Annotated in this window: 13 protein-coding genes; 5 read left to right on the forward strand and 8 right to left on the reverse strand. The window is 62.8% G+C overall.

Translation table 11 applies throughout. The features are described 5' to 3' along the window. Positions 1-3: 3 nt before the first annotated feature. The 7 genes from eno to cyoA form a co-directional block, all read right to left on the reverse strand. Positions 4-1,317 (reverse strand): phosphopyruvate hydratase, encoded by a 1,314-nt coding sequence (gene eno, locus AC3CBN_RS16635; protein WP_488634099.1) that lies wholly within the window; start codon positions 1,315-1,317, stop codon positions 4-6. A gap of 93 nt (positions 1,318-1,410) precedes the next feature. Continuing rightward, entirely contained in the window at positions 1,411-2,244 is an 834-nt protein-coding gene (kdsA, locus tag AC3CBN_RS16640; RefSeq protein WP_488634100.1) for a 3-deoxy-8-phosphooctulonate synthase, read from the reverse strand. After that, positions 2,241-3,911, reverse strand: coding sequence for a CTP synthase (gene pyrG, locus AC3CBN_RS16645; RefSeq protein WP_488634101.1), 1,671 nt, complete (start codon positions 3,909-3,911; stop codon positions 2,241-2,243). The genes kdsA and pyrG overlap by 4 nt, the downstream gene beginning before the upstream one ends. Positions 3,912-4,224: 313 nt before the next feature. Then, positions 4,225-4,602: a cytochrome o ubiquinol oxidase subunit IV gene (cyoD, locus tag AC3CBN_RS16650; protein ID WP_488634102.1), complete on the reverse strand. Its 378-nt coding sequence runs from the start codon at positions 4,600-4,602 to the stop codon at positions 4,225-4,227. Continuing rightward, on the reverse strand, positions 4,602-5,240 hold the full coding sequence (cyoC, locus tag AC3CBN_RS16655) for a cytochrome o ubiquinol oxidase subunit III (RefSeq protein ID WP_488634103.1): 639 nt from the start codon (positions 5,238-5,240) through the stop codon (positions 4,602-4,604). The genes cyoD and cyoC overlap by 1 nt, the downstream gene beginning before the upstream one ends. 3 nt (positions 5,241-5,243) lie before the next feature. Then, positions 5,244-7,268 (reverse strand): cytochrome o ubiquinol oxidase subunit I, encoded by a 2,025-nt coding sequence (gene cyoB / locus AC3CBN_RS16660; RefSeq protein WP_488634104.1) that lies wholly within the window; start codon positions 7,266-7,268, stop codon positions 5,244-5,246. Positions 7,269-7,271: 3 nt separating this feature from the next. Then, on the reverse strand, positions 7,272-8,216 hold the full coding sequence (gene cyoA, locus AC3CBN_RS16665; RefSeq protein WP_488634105.1) for a ubiquinol oxidase subunit II: 945 nt from the start codon (positions 8,214-8,216) through the stop codon (positions 7,272-7,274). A gap of 226 nt (positions 8,217-8,442) precedes the next feature. Between cyoA and AC3CBN_RS16670 the strand changes: the two genes are divergently transcribed. From AC3CBN_RS16670 to AC3CBN_RS16685, 4 genes are all read left to right on the forward strand, one after another. Beyond that, positions 8,443-10,242 (forward strand): aminopeptidase P family protein, encoded by a 1,800-nt coding sequence (locus tag AC3CBN_RS16670; RefSeq protein ID WP_488634106.1) that lies wholly within the window; start codon positions 8,443-8,445, stop codon positions 10,240-10,242. A 166-nt stretch (positions 10,243-10,408) separates the two neighbouring features. Further along, positions 10,409-12,298, forward strand: coding sequence for a DNA topoisomerase IV subunit B (gene parE, locus AC3CBN_RS16675; protein ID WP_488634107.1), 1,890 nt, complete (start codon positions 10,409-10,411; stop codon positions 12,296-12,298). 218 nt (positions 12,299-12,516) lie between these two features. Next, positions 12,517-13,587, forward strand: coding sequence for a PLP-dependent cysteine synthase family protein (locus AC3CBN_RS16680; protein ID WP_488634108.1), 1,071 nt, complete (start codon positions 12,517-12,519; stop codon positions 13,585-13,587). 63 nt (positions 13,588-13,650) lie between these two features. Continuing rightward, entirely contained in the window at positions 13,651-14,172 is a 522-nt protein-coding gene (locus tag AC3CBN_RS16685) for a 3-hydroxyanthranilate 3,4-dioxygenase (protein ID WP_488634109.1), read from the forward strand. A gap of 99 nt (positions 14,173-14,271) precedes the next feature. On the opposite strand, the gene AC3CBN_RS16690 is transcribed toward AC3CBN_RS16685, so the two are convergent. Then, on the reverse strand, positions 14,272-14,805 hold the full coding sequence (locus AC3CBN_RS16690; protein ID WP_488634110.1) for an NUDIX hydrolase: 534 nt from the start codon (positions 14,803-14,805) through the stop codon (positions 14,272-14,274). Between the two features lie 253 nt (positions 14,806-15,058). Between AC3CBN_RS16690 and AC3CBN_RS16695 the strand changes: the two genes are divergently transcribed. Then, a complete protein-coding gene (locus tag AC3CBN_RS16695; RefSeq protein ID WP_488634111.1) occupies positions 15,059-16,552 on the forward strand; it encodes an amino acid permease in 1,494 nt (497 codons plus the stop codon). Positions 16,553-16,569 lie beyond the last annotated feature (17 nt).

The following is a 16,569-nucleotide window of genomic DNA, read 5'->3' on the forward strand; positions in this document are numbered from 1 at the left end:
TTCTTAGCCCGGCAGGCTGCTCAGGTTCGGAAACGCGTCACGGCCTGCGTAGCGCGCGGCCGAGCCCAGGGCTTCCTCGATGCGCAACAGCTGGTTGTACTTGGCCACGCGGTCGGTGCGGCACAGCGAGCCAGTCTTGATCTGCGTGGCAGTGGTGGCCACGGCGATGTCGGAAATCGTGGTGTCTTCCGTCTCGCCCGAGCGGTGCGACACGATCGCGGCGTACTTGGCGGCGTCGGCCATGGCGATGGCTTCCAGCGTCTCTGACAGCGTGCCGATCTGGTTCACCTTGATCAGGATCGCGTTGGCGATCTTCTTGTCGATGCCTTCCCTGAAGATCGTCGGGTTAGTGACGAACAGATCGTCGCCCACCAACTGGATGTTCTTGCCGATGGTGTCGGTGAGCAGCTTCCAGCCGTCCCAGTCGCCTTCGGCCATGCCGTCTTCGATGGTGACGATCGGGTACTGCTTGGACCAGCTGGCCAGCAGGTCGACGAACTGCGCCGGCGTGTAGATCTTGCCCTCGCCTTCCAGGTCGTACTTGCCGTCCTTGAAGAACTCGGAGCTGGCCACGTCCAGGCCCAGCAGGATGTCGCTGCCGATCTTGTAACCGGTCTTGTTGACGGCTTCCAGGATGGTGTCCAGCGCTTCGATGTTGGAGCGCAGATTCGGCGCGAAGCCACCTTCGTCGCCCACGGAGGTGCTGAGGCCCCTGCCCTTGAGCACGCTCTTGAGCGCGTGGAAGATCTCGGTGCCGTAGCGCAACGCTTCGGCGAAGCTGGGCGCGCCGACTGGCAGCACCATGAACTCCTGCACGTCGACGTTATTGTCAGCGTGAGCACCGCCGTTGATGATGTTCATCATCGGCACCGGCAGCGCGCCCGGCTTGCCGGTGGTGCCGTTGATGCTGGCCAGGTACTGCCACAGCGGCTGACGGTTCTGCGAGGCCACCGCATGCGCGGCCGCCATCGACACTCCGAGGATGGCGTTGGCGCCAAGCTTGCCCTTGTTCGGGGTGCCGTCGAGGTTGATCAGCTTGGCATCCAGGCCACCCTGGTTGGCCGCATCGAAACCCTTGAGCGCCGAGGCGATGGCACCGTTGACGTTGCCGACCGCGTTCTTTACGCCCTTGCCCAGGTAACGCGACTTGTCACCATCGCGCAGCTCGACCGCTTCGCGCGAACCGGTGGAGGCGCCGCTCGGCACGGCCGCGCGACCGAAGCCGCCACCGGCCAGGGTCACTTCTGCTTCGAGCGTGGGATTACCGCGGGAATCGAGAATTTCACGGGCGTGGATGCGGGTGATTTCGGTGCTCATGGGATCCGTAGCTTGATGAGGTGATTGAAGCAGTGGGGAAACATCCTGCCTGATGCGCGGGGGATTCGCTTCATTCGCCTCCCCCGCGGCGGATCAGAACGTATGTTCCAGGAACGTGTGGCGCTTGGTGACCTGATCGAGTTCGAGCAGGGTTTCCAGCAGCGCTTCCATCTTGCCGAGCGGCCAGGCGTTGGGACCGTCGCTCAGCGCCTTTTCCGGGTTCGGATGCGTTTCGGCAAACAGGCCCGACACGCCCACGGCCACGGCCGCGCGCGCCAGCACCGGCACGAACTCGCGCTGGCCGCCCGAGCTGGTGCCCTGCCCGCCAGGCAACTGCACCGAGTGAGTAGCGTCGAACACCACCGGACAACCGGTGTCGCGCATCACGCTGAGCGAGCGCATGTCCGAAACGAGATTGTTGTAGCCAAAGCTCGCGCCGCGCTCGCAGACCATGATGTCGTCGTTGCCGACGGCCTTCGCCTTGTCGACAACGTTCTTCATGTCCCACGGCGCGAGGAACTGGCCCTTCTTGATGTTGACTGGCTTGCCAGCGCGAGCCACATGCTGGATGAAATCGGTCTGGCGACACAGGAACGCCGGCGTCTGCAGCACATCGACCACGGCGGCCACTTCGTGCATCGGCGTGTATTCATGCACGTCGGTGAGCAGGGGCACGCCAAGTTGTCGCTTCACTTCAGCCAGGATCTTCAGGCCCGCTTCCATGCCTGGGCCTCGGAAGCTGTTCATCGACGAGCGGTTGGCCTTGTCGAAGCTCGACTTGAAAATGAAGTTGATGCCGAGCTTGCCGGTGATTTCCTTCAGCTTGCCGGCGGTGTCGATCTGCAACTGCTCGGACTCGACCACGCAAGGGCCGGCAATCAGGAACAGCGGCTGGTCCAGGCCAACCTCGAATCCACACAACTTCATGCGATGGACTCCTTGGCGAGACGCTCACCCTCGCGCACCGTCTTGAACTCACGGGCGGCCTGCACGAAACCGATAAACAGCGGGTGGCCGTCACGCGGCGTGGAGGTGAACTCCGGATGCGCCTGGCAGCCCAGGAACCACGGGTGCTTCTGCGCCGGCAGCTCGACGATTTCCACCAGCAGGTCGTCCATCGACTTGCCGGAGATCACCAGGCCAAGATCTTCGAACGGCTGGCGGTAGCGGTTGTTGAATTCGTAGCGATGACGATGGCGCTCGCGCACCACGTCCTGGCCGTACAGCTGACGGGCCAGCGTGCCGGTCTTGAGGCGGCATTCCTGCGCGCCCAGGCGCATGGTGCCGCCCAGGTCCGAGCGCTCGTTGCGCTGCTCGACTTCACCGCTGGCGGTGGTCCACTCGGTAATCAGGCCGATCACAGGGTCCGGAGTGTTGCGGTCGTTCTCGCTGGAATCGGCCTCGGTCAGACCGGCCACGCTGCGAGCGAAATCCACCACCGCGGCATGCATGCCGTAGCAGATGCCGAAGTACGGCACGCCCTTTTCACGGGCGTACCTGGCCGCCAGCACCTTGCCTTCGAAACCGCGCTTGCCGAAACCGCCCGGCACCAGAATGGCGTCCGCGCTGCCCAGCACCTTGGCCGCGCCCTCGGCTTCGACCTGCTCCGAATCAACCCAGTTGAGATTGACGCGGGTGAGCTGCTTGATGCCGCCGTGGCGCAGTGCCTCGCCCAGGGACTTGTAGGCGTCCTTGTGCTCGACGTACTTGCCGACGATGGCCACGGTGACCTCTTCCTTCGGATGCTCGACGGCATCCACCGTGCGCTGCCAGCCGGACAGGTCTGCCGGACCCGCTTCCAGGCCCAACTTGCGGACCACGATCTCGTCGAGGCCCTGCTTGTGCAGCCACAGCGGCTGCTTGTAAATGATGTCCACGTCGGCCGCGCTGATCACGGCGTTCTCAGGCACGTTGGTGAACAGCGCGATCTTGCGGCGCTCGCCCTCGGGCAGCGGCTGCTCGCAACGGCACAGCAGGACGTCCGGCTGGATACCGATGGAACGCAGCTCCTTCACCGAATGCTGGGTCGGCTTGGTTTTGATCTCGCCGGCGGCCTTGATGTACGGCACCAGCGTCAGGTGGATGAACAACACCTTTTCCGGCCCGTGCTCGATGCGCAGCTGGCGGATGGCCTCGAGGAACGGCAGCGATTCGATGTCACCCACCGTGCCGCCGATTTCCACCAGCGCCACATCGAAGCCGCGGGTGGCCTCGTGGATGCAGTGCTTGATCTCGTCGGTGATATGGGGGATCACCTGCACGGTGGCGCCCAGGTAGTCGCCGCGGCGCTCCTTGCGGATCACCGATTCGTAGATCTTGCCGGTGGTGATGGAGTTCTTGCCGGTCAGGCGGGTGTGGACGAAGCGCTCGTAGTGACCGAGGTCAAGGTCGGTCTCGGCGCCATCGTCGGTCACATAGACCTCGCCGTGCTGGAAGGGACTCATGGTGCCCGGATCCACATTGATGTACGGATCGAGCTTCATCATGGTGACCGAGAGGCCACGCGCTTCCAGGATGGAAGCCAGCGACGCCGCGGCGATGCCCTTGCCAAGCGAGGACACCACACCGCCGGTGACGAAAATCAGGGGGGTCATGGGATGCAGCCGTGCTGGAAATCGGCATTTTAGAGGAAGAGCGGGCCGGCTGCGAGGGCTTGATGCACTTAAATGACTGGCTTGTTCAAGTTGGGGGCACGCGCCCATGGCGCTCGGTCATGCCGCACCGGCCCCAAACTCTCACCGTCATTCCGGCGAAAGCCGGAATCCAGGCGCCTCTATGACGCTCACGGAAAGTCACTGGATTTCGGCTTTCGCCGGAATGACGGTGAAGGAACCGGACGCATCCAGTCCTGTCAGAAACGACGAAGGCACCCTGAGGCGCCTTCGTTGAACATGCCACGCCGGAGAATCACTCCATCGGCATCATCTTCGGCATCGGATGCATCATGTTTTCGTTCATGTTGTGCAGCACCCACAGCGAGCCGACCACCACGATGGCCAGGATCAGCATGGTGAACAGCATGATGGCGAGGTTGCCGCGCTGCGCCGGCGAGGTGCCCATGTGCAGGAAGCACACCAGCTGCACCAGCAACTGGGCCACGCCGAACACCACGATGCCCGGCATCATCAGGTTGTGCGGGACCGCACCGCTCATGACCACGCCGAACGAGGCCAGGGTCAGCAGCAACGACAGGGCGAAACCGACCACATAGGACTTCACGCTGCCGTGGTCGGCGTGAGCGGCCTCGTGGTGGGCGTCATCATGGGAATGGTGGTTGCCGGACATCAGATGGCTCCCCGCAGATAGACAAAGGTGAACACGCAAATCCAGACGATATCCAGGAAGTGCCAGAACAGGCTCAGGCACGACAGGCGACGACGGGTTGCGTCGGTGAGGCCGAAACGGCGCAGCTGGTCCATCATCACCACCAGCCAGATCAGGCCGGAGGTGACATGGATGCCGTGGGTGCCGACCAAGGTGAAGTAGGACGACAGGAAGGCGCTGCGGCTCGGGCCCGCGCCTTCATGGATCAGCTTGGCGAACTCGTAGACTTCCATGCCGATGAAGCCGGCACCGAACAGGAACGTCACCGCCAGCCAGGCGATCACCTTGCCCTTGTGGCCGGCATGCATGTTCAGCATGGCCATGCCGAAAGTGACCGACGAGATCAGCAGCAGCATCGTCTCGCCCAGCACGTAAGGCAGCTCGAACAGCTCCTTGCCGGTCGGGCCGCCTGCGGTGGCGTTGGCCAGCACGGCGAAGGTGGCGAACAGGCCCGAGAAGATCAGGCAGTCGCTCATCAGGTAGATCCAGAACCCCAGCAAGGTCTTGGATCCATCTTCGTGATGGTGATCGTCGACGCCCCCGCCGTGGAGGACGTCGTCAAGTGCGCCGTGCGAGGCGCGAACTGCGGCACTGCTCATGGGTTACGCCACCTTCTGACGCGAGGGCGCCGCGACTGGGGCCACCTGCGTGGTCTGGAACTGCTGCAGCTTGGCGTGGCGCGAACGCTCGATCCTCTCGACCTCGGCCGCGGGCACCCAGTAATCGATGTTGCGGTCATAGGCGCGGGCGATGAACGCACCGATCATGCCCAGCAGGCCGATGGCCGAGAGCCACCAGATGTGCCAGACGAGCGCGAAACCCAGGACCGTACCGAATGCGCCCATAACCACACCGATGCCGGTGTTGCGGGGCATGTGAATGTCTTCGTACTTGGCAGGCTGCACGTAAGCGACTCCGTTTTGTTTGTCTTCCCAGAACTGGTCCAGCTCGGCGACGCGAGGCACCAGCGCAAAGTTGTAGAACGGTGCCGGTGAGCTGATGGACCATTCCAGGGTGCGGCCACCCCACGGGTCGCCGCTGGGATCGGTGAGTTTCTTGCGGTCACGCACGCTGATGTAGAACTGCAGCACGGTGAAGAAGATGCCCATCCCGATGATCACGGCGCCGACGAGTGCCACGACCAGGTACGGCTGCCACTCGGGGTTGGCGTAGTGGTTCATGCGGCGCGTCATGCCCTTGAGGCCGAGGATGTATAGCGGCACGAAGGCGACGTAGAAGCCAATCAGCCAGCACCAGAACGACGCCTTGCCCCAGCGCTCGTTCAAGCGGAAGCCGAATGCCTTCGGGAACCAGTAGTTGATTGCGGCCATGCAGCCGAACACCACGCCACCGATGATCACGTTATGAAAATGCGCGATCAGGAACAGGCTGTTGTGCAGCACGAAGTCCGCCGCTGGCACCGCCATCAGCACGCCGGTGACGCCACCGACCACGAAGGTGATCATGAAACCGATCGTCCACAGCATCGGCACGGTCATTTCCACCCGGCCGCGATACATGGTGAACAACCAGTTGAACAGCTTCACGCCGGTGGGCACAGAGATGATCATCGTCATGATGCCGAAGAAGGCATTGACGTTCGCACCCGAGCCCATGGTGAAGAAGTGGTGCAGCCACACCAGGAACGACAGCACGCCGATCGCCGCGGTGGCGTAGACCATCGAGGTGTAGCCGAACAGCGGCTTCTTGGAGAACGTGGAGACGATTTCCGAGTACGCACCGAAGCACGGCAGCACCAGGATATAGACCTCAGGATGGCCCCAGATCCAGATCAGGTTCACGTACATCATGGGGTTGCCGCCCAACGTGTTCGTGAAGAAGTGCATGTCCAGGTAACGGTCTGCCGTCAGCAGTGCCAGCGTCACCGTTAGCACTGGGAACGCAGCCACGATCAGGATGTTGGTGATCAGCGCGGTCCAGGTGAACACCGGCATCTTCATCATGGTCATGCCAGGGGCACGCATCTTCATGATGGTGACGATGAAGTTGATACCGCTCAGCGTGGTACCCAGGCCTGATAACTGCAGCGCCCAGATGTAGTAGTCCACACCTACCGTTGGGCTGTATTCGAGGCCCGACAGCGGCGGATAGGCCAGCCAGCCGGTCGCGGCGAAATCCCCCACGAACAGCGAGACCATCACCAGCGCAATGCCAGACACGAACAGCCAGAAGCTCAGCGAGTTGAGGAACGGATAGGCCACGTCGCGCGCGCCGATCTGCAGCGGCACCACCAGGTTCATCAGACCGGTGATCAGCGGCATTGCCACGAAGAAGATCATGATGACGCCGTGCGCGGTGAACACCTGATCGTAGTGATGCGGCGGCAGGTAGCCGGCCGAATCGGCCGTGGCCACGGCCTGCTGTCCGCGCATCATCAAGGCATCGGCAAAGCCGCGCAGCAACATGACCAGCGCCACGATGATGTACATGACGCCGATCTTCTTGTGGTCCACTGAGGTGAACCATTCGGACCACAGATAGCCCCACTTACGCATGCGGGTGATCAGTACCAGCATGGCCAGGCCGCCGAGCAACACGGCAGCGAGGGTGACCATGACGATTGGCTCGTGATACGGGATCGCGTCGAGGGTGAGCTTTCCAAACATGGCTTACTTCTCTGCCTTGGCCGGGGTGATGGGCGAGGACATCGCGTCCCCGTCCCCGTGGTCATGCATGTCCATCGACATGCCTTCGTGCGCGGCCTCGCCGTGCGACATGCCGTCCATGTACTTGTTGACGACGCGGCCGAACATGCCCGGCGTAACGCTGCCGTAGTAGCTCACCGGGGTCTTCTGGCTCGGCCTGGCCAGCGCCTTGTAGGTCTCGTCGTTGAGCACAACCGGCGTGGCCTTGGCCTTGGCGACCCAGTCCTTGAAGCCCTGCTCAGTAGTGGCGATGGCTTGGAAATGCATATCCGAGAAGCCTTCGCCGCTGTAGTTGGCAGACAGGCCGGCATACGTGCCCAGCTCGCGCGCAATCAGGTGCAGCTTGGTTTCCATGCCGGCCATGGCGTAGACCTGACTGCCCAGCTGCGGAATGAAGAAGGAATTCATCACCGAGTCGGAGGTGATCTCGAAGTTCACCGGCACGTCGGTCGGGATGGCCATCTCGTTGACCGTGGCGATGCCGTAGTCCGGATAGACGAACAGCCACTTCCAGTCCATCGCAACGACCTGGATGGTCACCGGCTTGGCATCGGACTCAAGCGGCTTGTACGGGTCGAGCGTGTGCGAGGTGTGCCAGGTGATCACGGCCAGGATCGCCACGATGATCGCGGGAATGGTCCACACCACCACCTCGATCTTGGTCGAGTGCGCCCAGGTCGGCGCATAGGTGGCCTTCTTGTTGGAGATGCGATAACGCCATGGAAACCACAGCGTCATCGCGATCACCGGAATCGCCACGATCGCCATCAGGCCGAGCGCAATCAGGATGAGGGACTTCTCATGGACGCCGATGTCACCCTTGGGGGTGAGGACTTCCATGTTGCAGCCGCTGAGGAACACGGCGGCGCCAACGCCTGCGTAGCGCAAGCGCGAAATGAGGGCATGCATTTTCACGAACAACCTGGGGGCACTGCGTGGGGACGGGCGGCATCCTAGCGAGTTGGACGCTCGTTTGATTGGCCTTGAGACACAATGCCGCACTGGTAGATTCTTGCGCACTGCACCGTGGCAACTTGACTCGCAAATGCAATAGCCAGCACCCGCTTCTCGAGCGAAAAATCGCCTCCGAAACGCTGGAAATGGGCGATACGCATGGCCCTGCTACCATGCCCCGATGGACCAAACCACACCCGCGAAACTGGCCACCCTGCGACACGCGATGCAGCAGCACGGCGTTGCCGCCTGCCTGATTCCCAGTGCCGACCCGCACCTTTCCGAGTACCTGCCTGCGCATTGGCAGGCCAGAGCCTGGCTGTCCGGATTCACCGGATCGGCAGGCATACTGATAGTCACCGCGGACCATGCGGGCCTGTGGACCGATTCACGCTACTTCGCCCAGGCCACGCAGCAACTGGCCGGCAGCGGCATCGAATTGATGAAGCAGCGTGTGGCGCACGCGCCCGAACACATCGAATGGCTGCAGCAGCACCTGCACGCCGGCCAGACGCTGGCGGTGACCGGCGACAGCCTGTCGCTGGCCACTGCACGCCAGCTGGAACGAAGGCTCGAGAACATTGGCGCCGGTTTGCGTACCGACCTCGACCTGCCCGCGCAGATCTGGCCAGATCGCCCAACCCTGCCCCGCGCCCCGGTGGTCGAACACCCGCTGCGCTACGCAATTCAGCCCCGCAGCAAAAAGCTTGGCCGCCTGCGCACCGCGATGCGCAAGCTGGGTGCCACTCACCATTTCGTGTCGAGCCTGGACGATATCGCCTGGCTGACCAACCTGCGTGGCAGCGATGTGGAATGCAATCCCGTGTTCCTCGCCCACCTGCTGATACAGGCCGAAGGACGCGCCACGTTGTTTGTGGGTCGCGGCAAGCTTACCGATGCCTTGGTAGGCGCTCTGGCGGCCGATGACGTGCACATTGCCGACTACGCGACGGTTACCGACGCTCTAGCCGAGCTGGGCGAGCCTGATCGCCTGCTGCTGGACAGCGGCCGCGTCGTGGTCTCGGTTGCATCTGCGATCGCCCCGGCCGTGCGCACTATTGAGACCGCCAACCCCACCACGTTATTCAAGGCGCGCAAGTCCGAAGCCGAGCTCGATCACATCCGCGAAGCGATGCGCCGCGATGGTGCCGCACTGGCACGGGCCTTCCGTCGGCTGGAGGAACGTGTCACCGCCGGCATGCGCCAGACTGAACTCGATGTCGATGCGCTGCTACGCGAAGAGCGTTCAGCGCAACCCGACTTTATCGGCGAAAGCTTTTCCACCATTGCCGGTTATCAGGCCAACGGCGCGCTGCCGCATTACCGCGCCACACCCGAAGCTCACAGCGTACTCAAGGCGCAAGGTCTGCTGCTGATTGATTCCGGTGGCCAGTACCTGGGCGGCACCACGGACATCACGCGCGTGCTGGCGCTGGGCGAAACCACCGCCGAGCAGCGCCGCGACGCCACGCTGGTGATGAAAGGCATGATCGCGCTCAGCCGCGCCCGCTTCCCCAAGGGCGCCAGCGGCCCGCAGCTGGATGCGTTGGCTCGCGCGCCCCTGTGGGCCAGCGGTATGGACTATGGCCACGGCACCGGTCACGGCGTGGGTTACTTCCTCAATGTGCATGAAGGTCCGCAGGGCATTCGCCCGCCGGTATCGGGCGCCGCGTTGGTGGCGCTGGAGCCGGGCATGATCACGTCCATCGAGCCCGGCCTTTACAAGCCTGGCCGCCACGGCATCCGACACGAGAACCTTGCCGTGGTGGTCGAGGCCGACCGCACCGAGTTTGGCGAGTTCTACGCCTTCGAGACGCTAACCTTTTGCCCGTTCGACCGTCGCGCATTTGAGCCAAGCCTGCTCAATCCCGAGGAACGCGCCTGGCTGGACGACTATCACGCCACCGTACGGGCCGCACTGGCACCCTTGCTGGAAGACGCGGACCTGGCTTGGCTGGAACGGCATTGCGTACCGCTGTAACCCGTTCATTGTAGGAGCGCACCCTGTGCGCGACCCTACCTGGCGTCGCGCCGTGACCATGTAGGCTGTTCGCGCACAGGGTGCGCTCCTACACAAAGCAGGCCACCCTTGACCTGCCCGCCCCCGCAACCCATCCTCCCGCGTCCGACCACGTCGAAACCTCCCCATGAGCAGTCGCTACAACGCCGCCGACATTGAAGTCCTCTCCGGCCTTGACCCAGTCAAGCGCCGCCCAGGCATGTATACCGATACCTCCCGCCCGAACCACCTGGCGCAGGAAGTGATCGACAACTCGGTGGACGAGGCCATCTCTGGCTACGCCAAGACGCTGGAAGTGATCGTGCACACCGACGGCTCCGTCGAAGTAAGCGACGACGGCCGCGGCATGCCGGTAGACATTCACCCTGAGGAAGGTATCCCGGGTGTCGAACTGATCCTCACGCGCCTGCATGCGGGCGGCAAGTTCAACGGCAAGAACTACAACTTCTCCGGCGGCCTGCACGGCGTGGGCGTATCGGTGGTGAATGCGCTGTCCAGCCGGGTGGAAGTCACCATCCGCCGCGATGGCAACGAATACCGCATGGCGTTCGAGCACGGCGACCGGGTCAGCGATCTCGACATCATCGGCACGGTGCCGAAGAAGAAGACCGGCACCACCGTGCGCTTCTGGTCCGATCCAAAATACTTCGACTCGCCGAAGATCTCGCTGTCTAAGCTGCGCCACCTGTTGCGCGCCAAGGCCGTGCTGTGCGCGGGCCTGATCGTGAAGCTCACTGACGAAGCCACCGCCGAAGTCAACGAGTGGTACTACGAGGACGGCCTGCGCGATTATCTGCGCGACGAACTCGACGGCGCCGAATCGATTCCAGCTGAGCTGTTCGTACACCACATACAGCGCGAGGCGGATGGCCTCGACGTCGCCCTGGCCTGGCTGCCGGAAGGCGAGCTGGTGCAGGAAAGCTACGTCAACCTGATTCCCACCGCACAGGGCGGCACGCACGTGAACGGCCTGCGCTCGGGCCTCACCAATGCCATCCGCGAGTTCTGCGATATCCGCAATCTGCTGCCGCGTGGCGTGAAACTCGCGCCCGAAGACGTGTGGGAGCGCCTCGCCTTCGTGCTCTCGACCAAGCTGCAGGATCCGCAGTTCGCTGGCCAAACCAAGGAACGCCTGTCGTCGCGTAACGCGGCCGGCATGGTGGAAAACGTCATCCACGACGCCTTCAGTCTGTGGCTCAACCAGCATGTGGATCTGGGCGAACGCATCGCGCAGCTTGCCATCGAGCGCGCCAGCGCGCGCATGAAGGCCGCCAAGCAGGTCGTACGCAAGAAGATCACGCAGGGCCCCGCGCTGCCCGGCAAGCTGGCTGACTGCACCGCCACCGACTTGACCCGCACCGAGCTGTTCCTGGTCGAAGGTGACTCGGCGGGCGGCAGCGCCAAACAGGCGCGTGACAAGGAATTCCAGGCGATCCTTCCGCTGCGCGGCAAGATCCTCAACACCTGGGAAGTCGAATCCGGCTCGGTGCTGGCCTCGGAGGAAGTGCACAACCTCGCCGTGGCGATCGGTTGCGATCCTGGCAAGGACGACCTCTCCGGTCTGCGTTACGGCAAGGTGGTCATCCTGGCCGACGCCGATTCGGATGGGCTGCACATCGCCACCTTGCTCAGCGCCCTGTTCCTGCGTCACTTCCCGTCGCTGGTGCGCGAGGGCCATGTTTTCGTTGCTATGCCGCCGCTGTTTCGCGTGGACGTGGGCAAGCAGGTGTTCTATTGCCTGGACGAAAACGAAAAGAACGCGATGCTCGAGCGCGTGCAGCGCGAAAAGATGAAGGGTGCAGTCAGCACCACCCGCTTCAAGGGCCTGGGCGAGATGAATCCCTCGCAGCTGCGCGAATCGACCATCCATCCGGACACCCGCCGCCTGGTGCAGCTCACCGTCGACGGTGACGATGGCACCACCAAGCTGATGGACATGTTGCTGGCCAAGAAGCGTGCGAGCGATCGCAAGGCTTGGCTGGAAGAAAAGGGTGATCTGGCGACGCTGGAAGTCTGAAGCTTCTAGCTCCCTCTCCCCAAAGGGGAGAGGGCTGGGGTGAGGGGACAATCTTGTGATGACGCCAAATAGATGGCGGCTTCTGAAAGTCCTTTTCTGTTCAACCCTCTCGCAAGCACCCGCCCCTCATCTCAATCCCCTCCCCGCGGGGGAGAGGAAGTAAGAGCGCACTGATCAACGTCAACGCCCCACTCACGCCCGGGCGCTAAACTGCTTGAATGCACACCGCCTGGACCCGTCAAGCCGTCCAAGTCCTAGAGGCCGAAGCCCATCGCTCGGCCGACACCCATCTGATCCGCCTGGATCTCGCCGCCTTCCCAGGCATCCCGCTCTACCTCAAGGACGAATCCGTCCACCCCACGGGCAGCCTCAAACACCGACTGGCCCGCTCGTTGTTCCTGTATGCCATCTGCAACGGCTGGCTCAATGCCGACCAGCCGGTGGTGGAAGCTTCGAGCGGCAGCACCGCGATCTCCGAGGCGTATTTCGCTCGCCTGCTCGGCCTCCCGTTCTTCGCGGTGATGCCCCGCAGCACCTCGCGCGACAAGGTGGCACAGATCGAATTCTTCGGCGGCCACTGCCATTTCATCGACGACACCGATGTGTACGGTGCGGCGCAGCGGCTGGCTGCCGAACTCGACGGCCACTACATGGACCAGTTCACCTATGCGGAGCGCGCCACCGACTGGCGTGGCAACAACAATATTGCCGAATCGATCTTCCGCCAGATGCAGAACGAATCCGATTCGGATCCGCGCTGGATCGTCGTACCGGCAGGCACCGGCGGCACCTCGGCCACCATCGGTCGCTACATCCGCTATCGCTCGGCACGACATGTACCGGCTCGGCTTGCCGTGGTTGACCCGGAAAACTCAGTGTTCTACGACTACTACGCCAGCGGCGATGCCAGCCTGCAGCTGACGCGCGGTTCGCGCATCGAAGGCATCGGCCGCCCGCGGGTGGAACCCTCGTTCCTGCCCAAAGTAATCGATCGCATGCTGCGCGTACCCGACGCCGCCTCCATCGCGGCACTGCACCTGCTGGAGCAATTGCTTGGCCGACGCTGTGGCGGCTCCACCGGTACCAATCTGGTCGGCGCGCTACAACTGATGGCGGAACTCAGCGCCAGCGGTGAGCGCGGCCCGGTGGTGACGCTGATCTGCGATGGCGGCGAACGTTATCGCGACACCTGCTACAACGACCACTGGATCGCTGCCGAAGGCCTGGAAGTGCCCCTCCATCTCTCGCGCCTGGAGGCCATCGTCCGCGATGGCCGGTGGATCGACTGAACAGGCATTCCCCAGACGGGCTCTCGAGGTTATCTTGATGCCACATTTTCGCTGGAACACATCATGTCCCTGCTGCCACCCATCGACCTGAAGCGCTGGATCGACGAACACCGTCACCTGCTCAAGCCGCCGGTGGGCAACAAGTGCATCGTGGACGGCGATTTCATCGTGATGATCGTTGGTGGTCCCAATGCACGCACGGACTACCACTACGACGAAGGTCCGGAATTCTTCTACCAGCTTGAGGGCGAGATGGTGCTGAAGGTGCAGGACGAAGGCGTCGCGCGCGATATTCCCATCGGCGCCGGGCAGATGTTCTACCTGCCGCCCTGTGTGCCTCATTCGCCGCAGCGCATGCCGGACTCGATCGGTCTGGTCATCGAACGCCGCCGTCTCGCCGGCGAAAAAGATGGCCTGCTATGGTTCTGCGAGCGCTGCAATCACAAGCTGTATGAGGAGTACTTCACTCTCGACAGCATCGAAAACGATTTCCCGCCGGTGTTCGAGCGCTTCTATCGCTCCATCGAGGCACGCACGTGTGTGGATTGCGGCCACCTGAATCCGGCGCCCGCAAAGTACGCCTGAGCGGCAGCCCAATAATCAGTCGATGCGCTCTATGCGCATGATCCCGGTGAATTTCCGGATGATGAACCGGCGCGTGGAACTTGCAGTGCTGAGTCGCAACTATTTGCGCATCAGCCATTTTCGGGCCATCCGCCTCAGCGATACGTCGCCGGATGAGTCATTTGCAATCTCCCGGATGGAGCGCCATGCCAGCGCGTGCGATTCCCCGCTGACCAGGAATGCCTCATGGGTGCTTGCCCACACGACATAGCGCACGTCGTAATGCCAATGTTCCGGCTCGTCGCCGCGTGACGGGATGCGGTGACGGTCCAGATCGAACGGCTCCGATTCCACGCTCAGTCCGTCCAGTCCGGATTCCTCTTCTGCTTCGCGCAGGGCCACGCGCGCCAGGTCGGCATCGCCATCGGCATGCCCGCCTAGCTGCAGCCAGCGACCGAGCTTGCGGTGATGGGTGAGCAGCACGCGTTCGCCGTCGGCACTCACCAACCATGCCGACCCGGTGAAGTGCCCCTCGTGTGCTTCACGCTGAAAGGCTCGCGTGCCCTCGGCGATCCATTCGATGAAATGTTGCGAGCCGTCTTCTTCTGGCCATTTCTGGAGGTACTGCCGAAACTGTGCGAGCAATCCGCTCATGGATGATCCGTGACAATCAGGGAAACGCCACCTCCAGGCAAGGCAGCGGGGCAGCATTATTCCAGACGCCGCTGCGACAGGCACCAGCCGTCCCAGGTGCTCCCTTTCTAGCCGCAATGCAACTTGTACCGTCGCACCCCGCTGGGCTATGGTGCTCTGTCGTTGCAGGGGTAGCGACGCGCTAACCGTGGCGAAAGTCACGGTTTCATGCTTTTAAAAACGAAAGAACCAAGACAGGCGGTAGGGGAGAAACATGCTGAAAAACCTGTTTGCGACGCATCCAATCCAGGCGTCGCCACATGTCGACGCTGGCGAGCTGCCACACGACACCCTGCAAGGTGAAGCCAGCCTCAAGCGCGTACTCACCGCACGCCACCTGGTCATGCTTGGTATCGGCGCAGTCATCGGCGCTGGTATTTTCGTTATCACCGGCCAGGCTGCCGCCGAACATGCCGGCCCGGCACTGGTGATCAGCTTCATCGTCGCCGGCATCGCCTGCGCCTTCGCCGGACTCTGTTACGCCGAGTTCGCCGCGATGATTCCGGTCTCCGGCAGCGCTTACGCTTACTCCTATGCCACCCTCGGTGAGATCGTCGCCTGGTTCATCGGCTGGAATCTCGTCCTCGAATATTTGTTCGCCGTCGCCACCGTGGCGGCGGGCTGGTCAGGCTACTTCAACGAGTGTCTGTCCATTCTCGGTCACTGGACCGGCATGTCGCTGGCCCTACCTGACTACCTGGCCTCTGCCCCGTTCAAGTTCACCGACACCCACCAGATCGTGGCCACTGGCGCGCTGGTCAACCTGCCGGCCATCTTCATCGTGGGCGCGCTCACCCTACTCTGCTACGTCGGCATCACCCAATCCACCTTCGTCAATTCGGTGATCGTGACGATCAAGGTGGCCGTGATTCTGCTGTTCCTGGTGTTTGCGTTCCGCTACATCAATCCGGAGAACTGGCACCCGTTCATTCCGAAGGAGGAAGCCCCTGGCCGCTTCGGCACCAGCGGTATCTTCCGCGCGGCGGTGCTGGTGTTCTTCTCCTACGTGGGCTTCGACGCGGTGTCCACCGCCGCCGGTGAGGCGAAGAACCCGCAGCGCGACATGCCTATCGGCATTCTCGGCTCGCTGTTCGTCTGCACTGTGCTCTACATCGCGATGGCGCTGACCCTGACGGGCATCGCGCCCTACCGCATGTTGGGTACGCCCGAACCGGTGGCTACCGCGTTGAGCATCTATCCGCAGCTGACCTGGCTGAAAGCGATTGTGTCGTTCGGCGCGCTGGCCGGCCTGAGTTCGGTGATCCTGGTGATGCTGCTGGGCACCTCGCGCATCTTCTTCAGCATGGCGAAGGACGGTCTGCTGCCCAAGGCCATGGCGGGCGTGCATCCGTCGCACTTCACGCCGCACGTGGCCACCATCATCGCGGGCGTCACGGCCGCCGTGATTGCCGGCCTGTTCCCGGTAAGCATCCTGGGTGAACTCGTGTCGATGGGCACCCTGCTGGCCTTCACCACGGTGTGCATCGGCGTGCTGATCTTGCGCTATACCCGACCGGACCTGCCCCGTTCGTTCCGCGTCCCCGGCATCTGGGTGGTCAGCATTCTGGGCTCCGTGATTTGTCTGTATTTGTTCTGGCAGTCGTTCCGCGTCAACTGGCCACTGATGCTGGGCTGGACCACGATTGGCATGCTGATTTATTTCTTCTATGGCTATTCCCATAGCAAGCTGCGCAAGCAAAACTCCTGATCCAACATTCAGGGCCG

This window comes from Dyella sp. OK584, from assembly GCF_057787755.1.